Annotated in this window: 14 protein-coding genes; 3 read left to right on the plus strand and 11 right to left on the minus strand. The window is 40.3% G+C overall.

Annotated features, from left to right (window positions below; all coding sequences use genetic code 11):
• Window positions 1-82: 82 nt before the first annotated feature.
• The 4 genes from PSM36_RS12285 to PSM36_RS12300 form a co-directional block, all read right to left on the minus strand.
• Window positions 83-1,825, minus strand: a complete 1,743-nt coding sequence (locus tag PSM36_RS12285) for a RagB/SusD family nutrient uptake outer membrane protein (protein WP_161947574.1) — start codon at window positions 1,823-1,825, stop codon at window positions 83-85.
• A 12-nt stretch (window positions 1,826-1,837) separates the two neighbouring features.
• Window positions 1,838-5,218 carry a TonB-dependent receptor gene (locus tag PSM36_RS12290; RefSeq protein ID WP_161947575.1) on the minus strand — a complete coding sequence of 1,127 codons (3,381 nt, stop codon included), beginning with the start codon at window positions 5,216-5,218 and terminating at the stop codon, window positions 1,838-1,840.
• 141 nt (window positions 5,219-5,359) lie between these two features.
• Window positions 5,360-6,550 (minus strand): FecR family protein, encoded by a 1,191-nt coding sequence (locus tag PSM36_RS12295; RefSeq protein WP_076931145.1) that lies wholly within the window; start codon window positions 6,548-6,550, stop codon window positions 5,360-5,362.
• A 159-nt stretch (window positions 6,551-6,709) separates the two neighbouring features.
• On the minus strand, window positions 6,710-7,300 hold the full coding sequence (locus tag PSM36_RS12300; protein WP_076932237.1) for an RNA polymerase sigma factor: 591 nt from the start codon (window positions 7,298-7,300) through the stop codon (window positions 6,710-6,712).
• Window positions 7,301-7,688: 388 nt separating this feature from the next.
• Here PSM36_RS12300 and PSM36_RS12305 point away from each other — a divergent pair, with 388 nt between their 5' ends.
• Genes PSM36_RS12305 through PSM36_RS12315 form a run of 3 tightly spaced genes read left to right on the plus strand, consistent with a single transcriptional unit; the run spans window position 7,689 to window position 9,804 of the window.
• The gene (locus PSM36_RS12305) at window positions 7,689-8,018 is read left to right on the plus strand and encodes a cupin domain-containing protein (protein WP_019537948.1); all 330 of its coding nucleotides are present in this window, start codon (window positions 7,689-7,691) and stop codon (window positions 8,016-8,018) included.
• A 36-nt stretch (window positions 8,019-8,054) separates the two neighbouring features.
• Window positions 8,055-9,290: a DUF438 domain-containing protein gene (locus tag PSM36_RS12310; protein WP_076931146.1), complete on the plus strand. Its 1,236-nt coding sequence runs from the start codon at window positions 8,055-8,057 to the stop codon at window positions 9,288-9,290.
• A complete protein-coding gene (locus PSM36_RS12315; RefSeq protein WP_083711042.1) occupies window positions 9,277-9,804 on the plus strand; it encodes a DUF1858 domain-containing protein in 528 nt (175 codons plus the stop codon). Before PSM36_RS12310 ends, PSM36_RS12315 begins: the two co-directional genes overlap by 14 nt.
• A 4-nt stretch (window positions 9,805-9,808) precedes the next feature.
• On the opposite strand, the gene PSM36_RS12320 is transcribed toward PSM36_RS12315, so the two are convergent.
• From PSM36_RS12320 to PSM36_RS12350, 7 genes are all read right to left on the minus strand, one after another.
• The gene (locus tag PSM36_RS12320) at window positions 9,809-10,105 is read right to left on the minus strand and encodes a hypothetical protein (protein WP_076931147.1); all 297 of its coding nucleotides are present in this window, start codon (window positions 10,103-10,105) and stop codon (window positions 9,809-9,811) included.
• A complete protein-coding gene (locus tag PSM36_RS12325) occupies window positions 10,098-10,319 on the minus strand; it encodes a hypothetical protein (protein ID WP_076931148.1) in 222 nt (73 codons plus the stop codon). The genes PSM36_RS12320 and PSM36_RS12325 overlap by 8 nt, the downstream gene beginning before the upstream one ends.
• Before the next feature lie 110 nt (window positions 10,320-10,429).
• Entirely contained in the window at window positions 10,430-10,870 is a 441-nt protein-coding gene (locus PSM36_RS12330; RefSeq protein ID WP_232001441.1) for a hypothetical protein, read from the minus strand.
• A gap of 37 nt (window positions 10,871-10,907) precedes the next feature.
• Window positions 10,908-11,900, minus strand: coding sequence for a type II toxin-antitoxin system antitoxin SocA domain-containing protein (locus PSM36_RS12335; RefSeq protein ID WP_076931150.1), 993 nt, complete (start codon window positions 11,898-11,900; stop codon window positions 10,908-10,910).
• 12 nt (window positions 11,901-11,912) lie between these two features.
• Window positions 11,913-12,260, minus strand: coding sequence for a type II toxin-antitoxin system MqsR family toxin (locus tag PSM36_RS12340; protein WP_076931151.1), 348 nt, complete (start codon window positions 12,258-12,260; stop codon window positions 11,913-11,915).
• 360 nt (window positions 12,261-12,620) lie between these two features.
• Window positions 12,621-13,619, minus strand: a complete 999-nt coding sequence (locus PSM36_RS12345; protein WP_076931152.1) for a malate dehydrogenase — start codon at window positions 13,617-13,619, stop codon at window positions 12,621-12,623.
• A gap of 125 nt (window positions 13,620-13,744) precedes the next feature.
• The gene (locus tag PSM36_RS12350; RefSeq protein ID WP_076931153.1) at window positions 13,745-15,946 is read right to left on the minus strand and encodes a sodium-translocating pyrophosphatase; all 2,202 of its coding nucleotides are present in this window, start codon (window positions 15,944-15,946) and stop codon (window positions 13,745-13,747) included.
• Window positions 15,947-15,949: the final 3 nt, after the last annotated feature.

The following is a 15,949-nucleotide window of genomic DNA, read 5'->3' on the forward strand; positions in this document are numbered from 1 at the left end:
ATGATTCAAGTTATGAAAGATTTAAAAACCAGCGCCCGAAGACACTGGTTCCGGAAAATATCTTCTTTCTCAAATTCCGATATTAATAACCTGGATTCTGTTCAAGCACAGCTTCAACATTTTTATTGATTTCACTAAATGGGATTGCCCACAAATTTTGATGAGACTGAATAGTTGATCCAACAATTGGATTTAGCTTTTTAGCTCTATCAACGACTTTATTTAATCTAGCAAGTGTAATGATTCTAAGAGTTTCAAAATAAAGTTCTCTGAGTCTTTCATCTAAAATATAGTCAATATCAACTTCATTAGGTGTAATGCTTGGAGCATTCGACCTATTTCGTACAACGTTAATGTCCTTGGCTGCATTCTCCAGATCGTTATTACCTAAATAAGCTTCAGCTCTCAATAAATATGTCTCCGCCAACCGAATCATATAATGTTTTCTCCATGTGTGTTGAGCAGAGCCAAGAAGAGAGCCTGGTATTGTCTGGTCAGGATCCCAATATGGATCAGGATGTTTCCCCGGTGTTATTACCTTTCCAATAATTGGATAAAAATGCCGTGTCGTATCATCATTATGGGATATCTTTAAAGGTAAGTTATCTGCAATGACCCATTTACCATCATATTCGTTTCCTGGATTATTTACTTTTACATCCCGGATAATATTCCCTTTTGAGTTTCTAATATCTACATCATAACCACTTTTTTCCCACAAAGTAGTAAGAAAATATGGACTTGGCTTATTAAAACCTTGTCCTCGCCCATTATAATAAGTATTAGGTTTTGCAAGAACTGGGGATGTTCCCCCATCACTTTGAAATATATGTGCTTTGGTAAGATCAGGACCTACAAAGCGTTCTAACTCATAATTCTGATCACCTCCACCCGCTACATTATACTCATATTGAAGAACCCAAATAGATTCAGTATTACCAGCTGATCTATCCTGATTACCCTGTCTGAATAAATCCCAATATACATCTCCCTCATAGAAGTTAGGATCATTAAACAGATACTCTGTACTAGATCCAAATCGTTCTGTCATAAGTTTAGTGCCAGGATGATTAATAACTTTAGATGCCTCGTTAATAGCATCTTGCCACCTGCCTAATGATATATATACTTCAGTTAATACGTGGCTCGCAGCTAATTTATTAATTCGTGATTCGTCAACTTTATCAATATCATTAAGATTGGCAACTGCAAATTCCAGATCACTAGCGCATTGTTCATACGTCTCTTGTCGGCTTGCTCTAACAAAATCCCTCCTTGGTGATTTAATCTCTTCAAGTACGATAGGTACGCCACCATATAGGTTTGCTAATATATTGTATGCATAAGCTCTAAAAAATCGAGCTTCTGCCTGAAAATAAACTTTTTCTTCAGGTGTTAATTGGCTAATATCACTCTCCGAACGTTCTAATATAACATTAGCATCAAAAATCAATCGGTAACTTAACTCCCATATATCAAATGTCAATCCATGTGGGCCCCACAAAACACTATAATTGTGACTCCCATCAGTATCATATCTACTCTCAACCAAATCTGTTCCATACCACCCGATTCTTGGAAATCTTGATTGTGAACTCTGCCCCCATAATTGATCTCTCAAAGAGGAATGCAAACTATAAATGGCTGCTTCAAAATCTCCAGCTGTAACAAAAGAATTCTCTGGTGAATAAAAATCGATAGGAATTTCTTTCAAAAATTCATTTTCATTACAGGATAAAGCTAAAAATATTACTAGAATAAAGCTGAAAAAACTTAACAGTATTGAGTTTTTCTTGTTAAGTGACTTATTTTTATTTTTTTTCATTTCCATCAATTTTTAAAATTCCAGGTTTAAACCAAATGTATAACTTTTTAATACAGGACGGCCATTCCTACTTATTCCAGAACCGGTTTCAGGATCCCATCCCGGCCATTTTGTCCATGTATATAAGTTTTTCCCACTGATAAAAAATCTCAAGTTTTCAAGATTAAACTTATTAAGATATTTTTTTTCCACCTTATAGCTCAATGATACATCTTGTAACCTGACAAAATTTCTTTGTACAAAAGATGTTGCTAATAAATTACTTGAAATAGCCGTCCCAACTCTAGGATATCTTGCATTTGGGTTTTCCGGTAGCCAATAATCTAACCCAGTAGGAAAATTCAATTGATAATGTTGACCATATACATCCTCGCTATTTGAGAAACCAGTCCCCAACGTTTGATAATGTATGTTATCCATTGCATAATAATAATCTTTTCCACCTTGAACTGAATTTATAAAAACACTAAGAGACCAATTTTTGTATGTAAATTGATTTGAAATACTAAATCTATAAGAGGGTTCACCATATCCCAATATTATTTTATCATTTTCGGGATCTATTTTACCGTCATTATTTTGATCGACTATTTCCTGGGAACCGATATCCGCTGTAGCAGGTATGTCATCCCCAATTTGGTATAGTTTACCCGTTACCTGATAATGGTAAATAGTACTGAGCGGATGACCAATAAAAAGACCTTCTGAAATAAGATCATCTTCTTTACCATCACCATCATTGTCAAATCCCAACAACTCTTTTAACTCATCCCTATTTCGTGAAAAGGTAAAATCGCTAGTCCAACTAAAATCAGTCTCTTTAATGTTGATTGTTGATAAAGTTATTTCAATGCCATGATTATGTATCTTTCCAAGATTATCAGGAAATTTTGAGAATCTACCGATACTTGGAATATCTACACTATAAAGGAGATCTCTTGTATTATTATTGTAATACTCGATTTGTCCGGAAATTCTTGAATCAAAAAAACCGAAATCAACACCTAAGTTTAATCCTGTTGTTGTCTCCCATTTTAAATTTGGACTTGCAAGATCACTGATTGATTTTGCATAAACAGGTGTGCCTGAAGAGTTAACATATCTGAAACCACCATCAACTTTTGCTAATGTTTGGTACCGACCAACCGTACGATTCCCAATAGAGCCGTATGACCCTCTGATCTTCAAATAGTTCATTACACCAAGGAAGTTTTCAAAGAAAGTTTCTTCCGAGGCAACCCAGCCTAATGCTAATGAGGGAAAAACTCCAAATTTATTATTCTCACTGAATCCAGAAAATCCATCACGTCTAACAGTTGCTGTCATCATATATTTATCGTATAGACTATAAAAAAGTCGAGCCATACTGTAAAGACTTTGTTCTTCCCAAGCCCCTGAAATAGTTTCCTGTAAATCTGAACTTCCTGATTGGAGGCTATTATAACCTAAAATATCATTGATAAAAACTGATGATCTGGCGTCAGTATAATCATTTTTCCTTTTTTCAAATCCATACAGTAGCGTTACATCAAGATTATGTATTCTATTAAATCTACGTTTAAACGAGAGTATATTGTCTGATGACATATCATGTAAATAGCTGTATGATTTCTGTCCTCTTCCCTGAAAATTATTACTATAGGGCTGAAAGTAATAATTCCGGGTTGTTCTTAGATTATTAGAAAAATTAAACTTATAAGATAAACCCTTTAGAAAAGGAAAATCGATTGTAGCATATAAATTACCAAAAATGTTATACCTTTTATCCAGGTTATCCGCTTCTGCTTCAACCAGAGGCGAAACACTTCTACCCTCAATGAGAGGATTAAGGCTGCCATCTTCAGCATATGCAGCCTCAAATGGCATAAGATATCTATCAGATGTTGAAGGTACCATGCCTGAATTGTCACTGATTGACCCAAAGGTCTGGACTCCAATAGTAAGCCAATCTGTTAATTTATTGTCAACATTAATACGTGCGTTGTATCTTTTATATTTTTCATTAATCATATACCCCTGTTGATCAGTATATCCAAGCGAAATAAAATAATTTAGGTATTCTGTTCTATTTGATAAACTGAGATTGTGACTATTTACATAAATATGGTCGTTTGTTAAAAGATTATACCAGTCAGTTTCTCTTCCATTCAAATAATTTTCAAGTTGTTCATTTGTCTTAAACGTAGCAGAAACATTGTAATCGGGCCTAGGCTCAAGATATCCGGATTCGGGAGTTCTACTTTGTTTCCATTCGATTTGTGTATTTTTTTTAATAAAATCTGCTCCATTACCGGGAATAAACTCAACTGTAGGTGATTGCAAGGAATAACTAGCTGAATAATTTATTAGAGGTTTCATATTCTTTCCTTCACCCGATTTTGAAGTAATAATTATTACTCCATTAGCTGCCTGTGAACCATAAACTGCAGCAGCACTATTATCTTTAAGTATATCTATTTGATCTATATCATCAGGATTCAAATCAATTAAATTACCACGGAAAATCACCCCATCTAATATTATTAATGGCTGTTGTTCGCCAGAAATCGATGTCCTTCCACGAATTGAGAAACTTGGGTTGGAACCTGCTTGCGTAATTTGACTTACATTCAAGCCTGCTACCGAACCATGCAATGACTGTAAAATAGAAATATTAGGTTGATCTCGGAATTTTTCAAAGTCTGCTCTAACTACAGAGCCAGTCAAATCACTCTTCCTCATTGTACCATAACCAATCACAACCAGTTCATCCAATGCTTGTGTATCTTCCTGTAAAATAATTTTTAAATAGGTTTGACCTGCTATATTGATATCCTGTGCCAAATAACCGATATACGAAATATGGAGTATGGCGTCGTCTTCCACATTCAGGGAAAACTTTCCATTCACATCCGTCACCGTCCCATTTGTAGTCCCTTTTTCCACAATATTGGCACCGATAATGGATTCTCCGTCTTTATCGATAATGGTACCGGTAATTGTCTTTTTTTGTTGTTGTACAATATCTTCTTCATGCACAATATTATCCAAAGTCTTTTTTATAATGTAAATTGAACGGTCAGAAATAAAATAAGTATTATCGGTAGCACTGAGAACGTCTTTTAGGATTTGCTCAATTGTCCCGTTATCGGTATTTACCGTAACTCTCTTGTTCACATCGAGAATATCGTCCTGATAAAAGAAAATAAATTCACTGTTCCTTTCTATTTCGGACAAGACCTGTTTGACCGTCTTATTTTTCAGATTAAGGGATATCTTTGTCGACTGGGAATAACTGTTATTGGAAAAGCAGACGCTAATACCTAGTGTCAAGAATAAAAAAAATACTCTCATAATTCGACATGTTCGTCTAATATTAGCTTTTTTTAAGCCAAGGTGTTTGTTTTTTGTCATACATTTGTAATGATTTAAATTTGAAACTTTAACTGGTTTTACATTTAAGTTCTGGCCGGATGATACTGAACCTATCATCCGGTTGCTTTTTTAAGAGTCAGATTTTCGTCATAGGCATCTTTTAATTTAGTTGTTTAAAATTCAGGATATTGTATTTATCGTATAACTTCCGTCATTATTTTTCCTATATGTGATGGGTAATGCACGGGATAATTCATCCAGCAATTTGTTCATGTCGTCTTTCAGGTCGAGTTTCCCGGAGCATTTCAGTTCTGTTATGGCGGCATCGCATTCGATCCGTATGCCGTAATACCGCTCAAGGCGGGTGACGATATTTGCCAATTTCTCACTTTCGAACTGATATAATCCTTGTGTCCATAAAATATAGATGCTGGCATCCACGTTTTCAACGGTATGGGAGCCTTTGATATCGGAATACATTTGATCCGGTTTCAGGATGATATTCTTGTTTCGCGAGTTGGAAGAAATACTTACCGACCCGGATAACAGGACAACACTATTTGTTTTATCGGCTTCATATGCCGACACGTTAAACTTCGTACCCAATACCTCGATATCCATCTGACTCGTTTTTATCACAAACGGGCGTTTCTTATCTTCACAAACCTCTACATAGATTTCCCCATCCACATAGATCTCCCTTTTTCCTTTGTTGAATTCGGCAGGATATACAAGCCTGCTGCCCGCATTCACCCATGCTTTTGTCCCGTCGGAGAAAGTTATGACGGAACGTTTCCCATAAGGTGTGATCAACTGGTTATAAGGAGCCGACTCTTCCTTTAGAATAAGATTGTCATCAGCTTTTATCCCATCTTCTTCGTATTGGATGGAAGATTCCTTATTGTTTAAAACGACAGTGTTGTTTTCCGACAGGATCAATTTAGTGTCGGACGAATAGAAATCGCTATTGTCGGGTAATGTCCGGGCAAAGGTTGAAATATCCTGCACATTATTGCCTTTGTCGAAGAGAAGCGGCAGGGATATGATGATAGCAACACTCGCGGCTATGGCGGATATACTCAAAACAATACGCTTTGAGGTTCTTCTTTTCTTTTTATAACAGATTTGGTTTTGCAGTGAAATTATGCACTCTGATATTTCCGGACGGGACATGCTGAAATCATTGAACCTGATATTGTCCTTATACAGGATAACAGCCTCTTCTATCGGCAATGTCAGAAACGGATACTTTTCAACAACATCGTTCCAAAACAGCATGTCTTCTTCACCGTTGAAGAGCTGCCACCTGATAAAATCCTTGTCTTTAAGGAAATCTGTTGCGGTATAGTTTTTATATTTATCTGCCTGCATTTATCCCGTCTGTTTTCATACGATTATTTTATTTTTTTCTTGTCGGTGTATGGAACTCGCTTTTAATCATGCTCTTGTGTGAGAACAGTTATCATGCTCGTTTCTATATATACAAACGGAATAATTTTTTATACCCATTTTCTCAAAAAAAAATGAAAATTAAGAAAAGATCAGCATAAATAAACAGATCAATAGTAGTTGTTCGTCGTCCCTCAACCGTTTCAGGGAACGGGAAATCAGCTTCCGTGCGGCATGTTGTGTTATATCCATTATTTCGGCAATTTCCTCATATTCCAGTTCCTGCATAAAACGGAGATATATAGCTTCCTTTTGGCGGGAAGTAAGTTTTGAAAGGAGGTCATCTATCTGCTGTTTAATAATAACGCGGTCTTCTTCATCGATAATCCTATCTAATACGGTTGTCGTGATGGAAAAGCTGAGAACATCTTCAGAAATATCGGTAGTGGTCGAAACAGCTTTAGATTTATAGATGTTATAAAGCCTGTTTTTAAGAGATTTCAGTAAAAAATACTTCAAGTGATCGATAGAAGAAAAATCTTTTTCTTCGAAATATATTTTCAGGAATATATCCTGAATGGTATCCTTTACAACTTCTTTTTCCCCTCCCAGGCTTATTCCGTAAGCGTACAAATCATTTATATAAATTTGATAAAAAAAGGAAAATGCATGATCATCCCCTTTCTTGAATCTTGTGAATAAGCTGGTATGATCGGGAGCAGAAACGTTCATAATGCGGTGTGATTTGCATGCATATCGTGTGCAAATGTACACAAAATAGTGGGTTACCAAAACACTTTTTGTGCTTTCATTTCCAAAATATAAACTAAATCCTTTACAGGACAATAGAGAAAAGTGTGTTTTTGTTACGATATTTTGAGAGAAAAGCACACTATTAACTGGCAATAATTAGGAGAAAGTTGATAGGCTCCTAAATTATATTAAAATAACCTAAACAGCAATTTATGTAACTTCGGTTACAATTTATACTGGTTCTAAATAGTATTTTTGTAAGCAACATGAGATATTTTTATCAAATCAAAAAGTATAGACGGGATCTTTCCAGTAAATACAACAGGATGAAAATGTCCCCCACAAATAACAAATAAAAACAGAGATTATGGCAACATACGAAAAATCAAAAGTCATCGCCCTCGAAGAATCGATAGATTACGCTTCCGGCGGGGTAGTCAGCAAACAAGTCACCAAAAACAAAGTAGGGAATATCACTCTCTTCTCTTTCGATAAAGACCAGGGGCTGACCGAACATACCGCAAACTACGACGCTTTTGTACAGATACTGGACGGAGAAGCTGAAATACGGATTGGCGGTGTACCGCATCTTCTGAAAAAAGGAGATTGCATCATCATGCCGGCTAATATACCCCATGCTCTGACAGCCGTTGAGCGCTTCAAGATGTTGCTGACTATGATCCGCGGAGAAGAATAAAAGGGTAGAAACTGACCGGTAAAATAAACTTTATATATGAGCGAATTCATCAATAACTCAACGCAGCGCAAAGAGATGCTGCGTCATCTCCTTCTCAGGCTGCACGAAGGGGACAATCCCGAAATATTGCGCCAACGGCTGATTGAAGTGCTGAAAAGCATTCCCTACCACGAAGTAGTGGAGGTAGAGCAGGAACTGATCAACAGCAATGCACTTACCGAACAGGAGATACTTGAATTCTGCGACCTGCATACGGCGGTACTCGACGGGAGCATCGACCAGCAAGGGGCAAAACAAATACCTGCAGGCCATCCGGTAGACACTTTCAAGAAAGAGAATATCGCTATCCGCCAACAGCTCGAGGCATACGAAGAGATAAAGAAAAAGATTGCGGATATCACCGATGCACAAGTGACGGGATATGTACTTCAACTGCGTACCATCTTCAACAACTTCTCCGATATCGACAAGCATTACAAACGGAAGGAGTATCAACTTTTCCCGTTTCTGGAAAAACACCTGATCACCGGGCCGCCCAAAGTGATGTGGGGTAAACATGATGAGACACGAGAATTACTGAAAAATTCGCATGAAGCGCTTGCATCACCTATTTCCAGTACAGAAGAGTTAAGATCGATTATACAGTTGGTGCTTGACCACACGGTAGAGATGATTGCCGGAATGATCATGAAAGAGGAAGAGATTCTCTTGCCGATGTCTATGGATACGCTTACTGAAGATGAATGGTACAAAATCTATCAGGAGACGCCGGAATTTGGTTATTGCCTGATCGATCCGGAGGATGAATGGGCGCCGGGCGGTGTGAAGGTGGAAAAACAGGAATATGTGACAGCCGATGCCATCCGTCTCTCTTCAGGCGCATTTAATCTGGACGAGTTAGAGGCTCTGTTCCTGCACTTACCTATCGACATCACCTTTGTAGATAAGAACGACAAGGTACGTTTCTTCTCGCACAGTCCCAACCGCGTTTTCGAACGCAACCGGTCCATCATTGGCCGCGATGTACGGATGTGCCACCCGCCCGGCAGTGTACATATAGTGGAGCAGATACTCACCGATTTCAGAAGCGGGAAAGAGAACAAGGCTGTTTTCTGGATGTCGAATTTTCAGGGACGTTTTATTTACATCGAATATTCTGCCGTCCGCGGGAAAGAAGGTGAATACCTCGGTGTAGTGGAGGTGACACAGGATATCACCACCATGCGAAAGCTGGAAGGCGACCAACGTTTGTTATCGTATGAGCAGAGATAGAATAGATATCACACCCGACACAAAGGTGGCTGAACTACTGAAGAATTATCCGGAATTAGAGGGGATCATTCTTCAGTTCTCACCCGCTTTCGCAGCACTGAAAAACCCGGTGCTACGAAATACAGTGGCTAAAGCAACTTCGCTGCAGCAGGCTGCCAAAGTGGGTAATGTCAATGTAGTAGACATGGTAAACACATTACGGAAAGAAGCCGGAATGCCTGAATTGGGGGACGATTTTTGTCCTGACGGGGAAGAGATGTCTGTTCCTTTTTCACAGGAAATTCCCGAAACGCCCGTTACATTTACATTAGATGTACGTCCCATCATTGCAGCCGGAGATCATCCCAAAGACCTGGTTATTACAGAAGCTGAAAAGTTGTCTCCCGGCGAATGTATGGAATTGATTTCCCCCTTTCCTCCGGCCCCACTGATCAATCTACTGCAAAAAAGGGGATTCAAGGTCACCATGCTTGCACCGGAGAAGGGAATGGTAAGAACTTTTGTGAAGAGGTAATATTTTATTCAGCAAGAAGTGCTGTATTTGACATATCCTGTACTATTACCCCTTCCTTCACCAACTCATATGCAAAAATCCAATCTTTTTCAAATACAGCACAACGATAACCAAGAGAACGCCATTTTTTAAAGCGGCATAACGGATATTCTACTAAATTAGCCAATGATTTTAAGAAATCACCAATACGATCAACACGACTCATTGCCGCATTTTCTGACATCTTTAATTCTATCGCAAGATAATCTCGCAGTTCTGATATCTTATTTACAACTGTATCAGATACAATGACGTCACGCATTATCGTAATGTGCCTTAAGTTGCCGTTTTACTTCACCTACAAATTCATCGACAGTAATTGCCCCTTCAGCAATAGCCTTATCCCAAGCACTTTCTCTTTTTGTATTTTCTCTCTTATGAGCAGTTATACTAACTCCTGCAAGCGAATTTAGATAATCCAGTGTCTTTTTCACTTCTGGAGTTTCTTCGTCTATCTTTATTATCAATGTAGTCATACCATTATCTTTATTTTAGCCCCAAGGATATCCGGTATAAAATAAAGATTAATATCTCACAAATCCAAATTTAAAACTATAAATCTTTGAAATAGAACTAAACAACGTATCTAACTTATTATCTCTACGTGCTTACCATTGGCTTTGGCTTCAAGATACAAGCGATATAGACTCCCTTTTTCGTCTAAAGACCCGAAGACAACTTTATCTGCCATCTCAATGATATAATTGTTTCGGGTAAAACAACTTTGTCGGGATTGATGCATTATCGTCTGCGAAACAGGAGAGATAAGCAGAAGTCGCTTCTCTTTCAAAGGATTTTGCAAAAGATCGGGGATTTGTTTGTAAAGCGCCCTCCCCATAACCAGTATGATGGGTTGCTTTCCTTTAAGTAGAAAGGTTAAGACATCTTTCTCCAAAGGGGAATGGAACCCGCTAATAATACATGTACCTTTGTCCCGTTCCTGCGTGACCCAATCGTAGCATTTCAGTACGGCAGTCGGGGAAATTTTCCTGCTGCTCAAAAAGGCTGTTTTAGGTAATTTCAGCAAATCTTTATTTCCAAGAAAGGACAAATCCATGGGAATGCTAATTCTTTAACTCAAATGCATACAAATAGTCAATTGGTTGATGCGGATTATCCACATTCTGTTGCCAACCAATCTCTTCGTGGCTTAAATCAACCATTTCCTGGGTAGAGAGATCTTTGAATTTGTCATTAATACTTTGCAGCATTTCCAGTTCCTGCTGTTGGAACAAATTATCATTGAATTCTCTTGCAGGAAGATACTTTTCCCCCACTCCCCCATCCGGGAATGTCTTGTTATGCACTTTCAACAGTTCCATTTTTGCCAGATGTTCGAAAATACTATTAAAATTATCCGGAACAGGCCCCATATCAATCGCGTAATACTCCGATCCACTTATGGAGACACCATATTCTTTGAAAAAGGTAAAATCCGCATAAAACAATAACTTGTTCAATTTCGTTTTCCACGGTCGTTGATGGGTGCAGAAATAGATAATCATTTCCACAAATTTCTCAAAATCCGGTTTGCCAAATCCGGTGAACCGACTTCGCCGTTTGCCGTCGAAAAGATAGTTTCTGACTACTGTTTCTTCCTTATCAGCCTTATTAATCAATCTCTCCGCATTGTGTCTTGCTTTTTCTATAGCACTACCTTCCAATGCGTGAGAAAGATCAATCATATCGAGAAATTTTCTCGGGTCGGCAGCCATCTGGATCAATCGGGCATTGGCTTGTGTAGGCACCTCTCCCGCTTCATATTGCCGGTATGTGTTGTCTCCGAATCCCAAGACATGCGACATCTTTATTGCCGACAGATCATATTTTTCCCGTATGGATTTTATCTCATCGGGATAGGGAATATTATATTTCTCCCTATATTGATTGATGACCTGATCGTAATTCAATTGTGCGAAATGTTCATCCTCGAACTCTTCACCCGTATCTTCACACTTCCAGGAATGAAAACAAATCTTGAAGATTTCTTTCCGGAATGTCATCTCACGCCATTCCTTCCGAACGAACATTTCTTTCTCTGTAAACGGACTTAACATTGTTATTCAACTTTAATCTTTAAAAGGATAGATGATGGGATGCTCCGCTTTATGAAATGAGATACATATTACGTTTCTTTTGGTGACGGAGATTTTTATATACACTTCAATACCTTTTACTATTTTACCGAAAGCCACCATTTCGTATTGCTCCTGATAGACTCCTTCTTCTATTCTGTAGAAATCTTCAGCCTTCAATTGTAAAATTACTTCCTTCCGCTTATCCGGAGGTATATCCAAATCAAGCAATGCTTGCGCATTCTTTTCCCGCTGGTTCAGGAACATAAAGGTTATCAAACCGCAAGCTTCTTTGGTCCTGATCTCTTCCAAGAACTTCTCAACGTCTTGTCTGGTTCTCATTATGGTAACACAAAGATATAGTATAATGTTTATATATACAACTAAAAAGTTGATATTTTATTTATATATACGGGTATTATCAACTAAAAAATCTATTTTAGCGCAAGTTTTTTTCATTCAATTATATCAATCTTTAATCCGAGATTTAATTGTTTGAATATTATCGTAAATCTGAGCCATTTGGCATAAATTATTTTCTTCTTGCAAATCTACAAAATAAACCTAAAGAAATGTTTATTAACATGGATTTGACTTCATGATAAGATAATTGGAAAATATGCTCCATATATGAAAAAACCGGCCCTTTTCAGAGCCGGTTTTTTAACTATACTGTATAATATTAGGGCATACTTCCTTTTCTTACAGATTCGGATTTACGCTACTCCACTGATCTACCGGAGGGATAGTACCCATGGCGATCACTTCGTCGCGCAGTTTCACCAGGTGTCCGTAGCTCTGTTTCAGTTCGGCTATTTCGGCATCGGTCCCTTTCACTTCACCGAATGAAACACCATTTTTATCCAGCGTGGTCTCCATTGCCATCATGATATGCTCGAATCCCTGACTATTCACATAGCATCCGGCCGGCCAACGGAAAGATTCACCACCCATGGTGGCACGGATCATCTCAACAGAAGTGTAAGAGGGGCTCTGGAAAGAAGAACGGCCGCGCAGTTTGATGATATTGGCACCACCTTTGGTTACGCGTGTTTTTAATTCAGCCCATTGTTCATTAGTGAGAGCATCAGTTCCGATCAGTTCAGTAAGCGGTTTGCCGTCCACTTTGGCAGTAGAAGCGAAAACAGCCATCTGTTCGCCGTGACCGCCATAGGTGCGGGCACCGGTCACTTTGCTCTGCTCCACGCCGAAATGTTTTGCCAGTTCGCTTTGCAGACGGGTGCTGTCCAACGCCGCCAATGTAGTTACTTGAGACGGTTTCAATCCTGAATAGATCAGGGCTACCAGTCCGGTAATATCAGCCGGGTTGAAGATGATGGTCAGATGTTTCAGGTCGGGGCAATATTCCTTGATATCTTTTCCCAGTTGGGCAGCGATTTCCGCATTGCCTTTCAGCAGGTCTTCACGGGTCATACCGTCCTTACGGGGTGCACCACCTGAAGAGATCATGTACTTGGAACCGGTGAAAGCTTCTTTCACATCTGTGGAGTAAGTGAAGTTTACTCCTTCGAAGCCACAATGGCGCATCTCCTCCACTACTCCTTCTAGACCCAATGCAAACGGGTCATAAAGGCAGATATTGGGCGTTAAACGCATCATGGCTGCTGTTTGCACCATATTGGAACCGATCATGCCGGCAGCTCCTACAATCGTTAATTTGTCGTTCGTCAGAAAGCTCATAATTGATTTATATTTGAATGTTAATAATACGTCCTGATACAAGTGTGATTTAAGGCTTCAAATATACAAAATATTGCCGTATCAGGAGGCATCCCAACTAATAATAAACCCTAAAAAGGAACGACCTACAGGAGGCTCCATGCTGCTGTTAAACCGGCCATCACGATCGCCACCATGCTCATTAGCTTGATAAGGATATTGAGGGAGGGGCCGGAAGTATCTTTAAACGGATCACCGACAGTATCACCCACCACAGTGGCCTTGTGCGCTTCGCTTCCTTTTCCGCCCAAATGACCCTCTTCGATATATTTCTTGGCATTATCCCAGGCTCCACCTGAATTGGCCATAAAGACGGCAAGCACGAAACCGGCACCCAAACCGCCTGCCAGTAGCCCCATTACTCCGGCTACACCAAAAATCAAACCGGTCAATATGGGTATGATAATGGCCAACAGCGAAGGCAACAACATCTCCCGCTGTGCCCCCTTGGTAGAGATAGCCACACAGCGCGCATAGTCGGGCGTAGTTTCTCCTGTCATTATCCCTTTTATTTCACGGAACTGGCGGCGTACCTCTTCCACCATTTTTTGTGCCGCCCTGCCCACGGCATTCATCGTGAGTCCACAGAAAAGGAAGGCCATCATCGATCCGAGGAAAATGCCCGCGAGTACTTTCGGATTCATCAATGTAACCTGGAAATAGTTCATAAAATCGACAAAACTGGCTTTGGCCACCTCCACTGTGTCTCCGTCTGCCAATTCAAGCACATCGTCACCCAGGCGAAGCATGCCGATCCGTACCTCCTCCATATAGGATGCCAGTAACGCCAGTCCGGTGAGTGCCGCCGATCCTATGGCAAATCCTTTGCCGGTAGCGGCAGTAGTATTTCCCAATGCATCCAGCGCGTCGGTACGCTTTCTCACTTCCGGCTCCAGCCCGCTCATCTCCGCATTTCCACCGGCATTATCGGCGATAGGGCCATAAGCATCGGTAGCCAGGGTAATTCCCAGTGTGGAGAGCATCCCCACCGCAGCAATGGCGATACCGTATAATCCCATACTCAGGTTGCCTGCAGAGATCATATTCTGCACATCGAAACGAATGGCGGAAAGGTAGGAAATCACAATAGCCAACACAATGGTAACCACCGGCACTACCGTGGATATAAACCCTGTTCCCATTCCGGAGATGATTACTGTAGCAGGGCCGGTTTGGGCACTGGCAGCAATACCTCTTGTCGGCTTGTATGAATGTGATGTGAAATATTCAGTGCCCTGCCCGATGATAATCCCGGCAAGGAGACCGGCGATTACGGAGAAGGACAAGCCCAACCAGTTCGTGAAACCCAGCAGGTACAATATACCAAATGTGGCACCGGCGATCAGGATCGCGCTCACATTCACCCCCCGGTTAAGAGAATCCATCAATTGTTTTACAGAAGCATTTTCTTTGGTCCTTACCAAAAAGACCCCAAGAATGGAAAGAAACACACCAATGGCGGCAATAATCATAGGGGCAAATACGGCATTCTTCTGCATCGATGGATTCATTATAAAGGCCGATGCTCCTAATGCAGCCGTGGAAAGGATAGAGCCGCAATAAGATTCATAGAGGTCGGCACCCATTCCTGCCACGTCTCCCACATTGTCTCCCACATTATCGGCAATGGTAGCCGGATTACGCGGATCATCTTCCGGAATGCCAGCCTCTACTTTCCCTACCAGGTCGGCACCCACATCGGCTGCCTTGGTATAGATCCCGCCGCCTACGCGGGCAAACAAGGCTTGTGTAGAAGCCCCCATCCCAAAGGTAAGCATGGTGGTGGTAATCATAACCAGTTTATGCCCGGCATCGGCATCCTCCACAAAGTGATCCAGGATCAAGTACCATGCAGAGATATCGAGCAATGCCAGCCCTACTACCACAAGCCCCATCACGGCACCCGAACGGAATGCTACCTGTAGCCCGCTATTCAACGAACGGCGTACAGCATTGGCCGTCCTGGCCGACGCATAGGTGGCCGTCTTCATACCGAAGAACCCTGCCAGACCCGAGAAAAAACCACCGGTAAGAAAAGCGAACGGCACCCAATTGTTTTGTAGGCCGAAAAAAGCCATGACAGCAAAAAGAAGAGCCAGCACAATAAATACTGCGGTCACCACTTTGTACTGTTGTTTAAGGTACGACATGGCACCCTCTCGAACGTGACGGGCAATGGTTTTCATTTTCTCCGTGCCCTCACTCTCCTTCATCATTCTCTTAAAGAAGTAATATGCAAAAATCAGCGCCACAATAGAGGCGACTGGTACAAGATAAAAGTAATTCATAGA

The organism is Proteiniphilum saccharofermentans, assembly GCF_900095135.1.
Classification (GTDB): Bacteria; Bacteroidota; Bacteroidia; order Bacteroidales; family Dysgonomonadaceae; genus Proteiniphilum; species Proteiniphilum saccharofermentans.

Excerpts from the sequence above, each read along its gene's own strand:
- PSM36_RS12285 (WP_161947574.1), bottom strand. The coding sequence starts at position 1,825 with ATGAAAAAAAATAAAAATAAGTCACTTAACAAGAAAAACTCAATACTG.
- PSM36_RS12290 (WP_161947575.1), bottom strand. The coding sequence starts at position 5,218 with ATGACAAAAAACAAACACCTTGGCTTAAAAAAAGCTAATATTAGACGA.
- PSM36_RS12295 (WP_076931145.1), bottom strand. The coding sequence starts at position 6,550 with ATGCAGGCAGATAAATATAAAAACTATACCGCAACAGATTTCCTTAAA.
- PSM36_RS12300 (WP_076932237.1), bottom strand. The coding sequence starts at position 7,300 with ATGAACGTTTCTGCTCCCGATCATACCAGCTTATTCACAAGATTCAAG.
- PSM36_RS12305 (WP_019537948.1), top strand. The coding sequence starts at position 7,689 with ATGGCAACATACGAAAAATCAAAAGTCATCGCCCTCGAAGAATCGATA.
- PSM36_RS12310 (WP_076931146.1), top strand. The coding sequence starts at position 8,055 with ATGAGCGAATTCATCAATAACTCAACGCAGCGCAAAGAGATGCTGCGT.
- PSM36_RS12315 (WP_083711042.1), top strand. The coding sequence starts at position 9,277 with ATGAGCAGAGATAGAATAGATATCACACCCGACACAAAGGTGGCTGAA.
- PSM36_RS12320 (WP_076931147.1), bottom strand. The coding sequence starts at position 10,105 with ATGCGTGACGTCATTGTATCTGATACAGTTGTAAATAAGATATCAGAA.
- PSM36_RS12325 (WP_076931148.1), bottom strand. The coding sequence starts at position 10,319 with ATGACTACATTGATAATAAAGATAGACGAAGAAACTCCAGAAGTGAAA.
- PSM36_RS12335 (WP_076931150.1), bottom strand. The coding sequence starts at position 11,900 with ATGTTAAGTCCGTTTACAGAGAAAGAAATGTTCGTTCGGAAGGAATGG.
- PSM36_RS12340 (WP_076931151.1), bottom strand. The coding sequence starts at position 12,260 with ATGAGAACCAGACAAGACGTTGAGAAGTTCTTGGAAGAGATCAGGACC.
- PSM36_RS12345 (WP_076931152.1), bottom strand. The coding sequence starts at position 13,619 with ATGAGCTTTCTGACGAACGACAAATTAACGATTGTAGGAGCTGCCGGC.
- PSM36_RS12350 (WP_076931153.1), bottom strand. The coding sequence starts at position 15,946 with ATGAATTACTTTTATCTTGTACCAGTCGCCTCTATTGTGGCGCTGATT.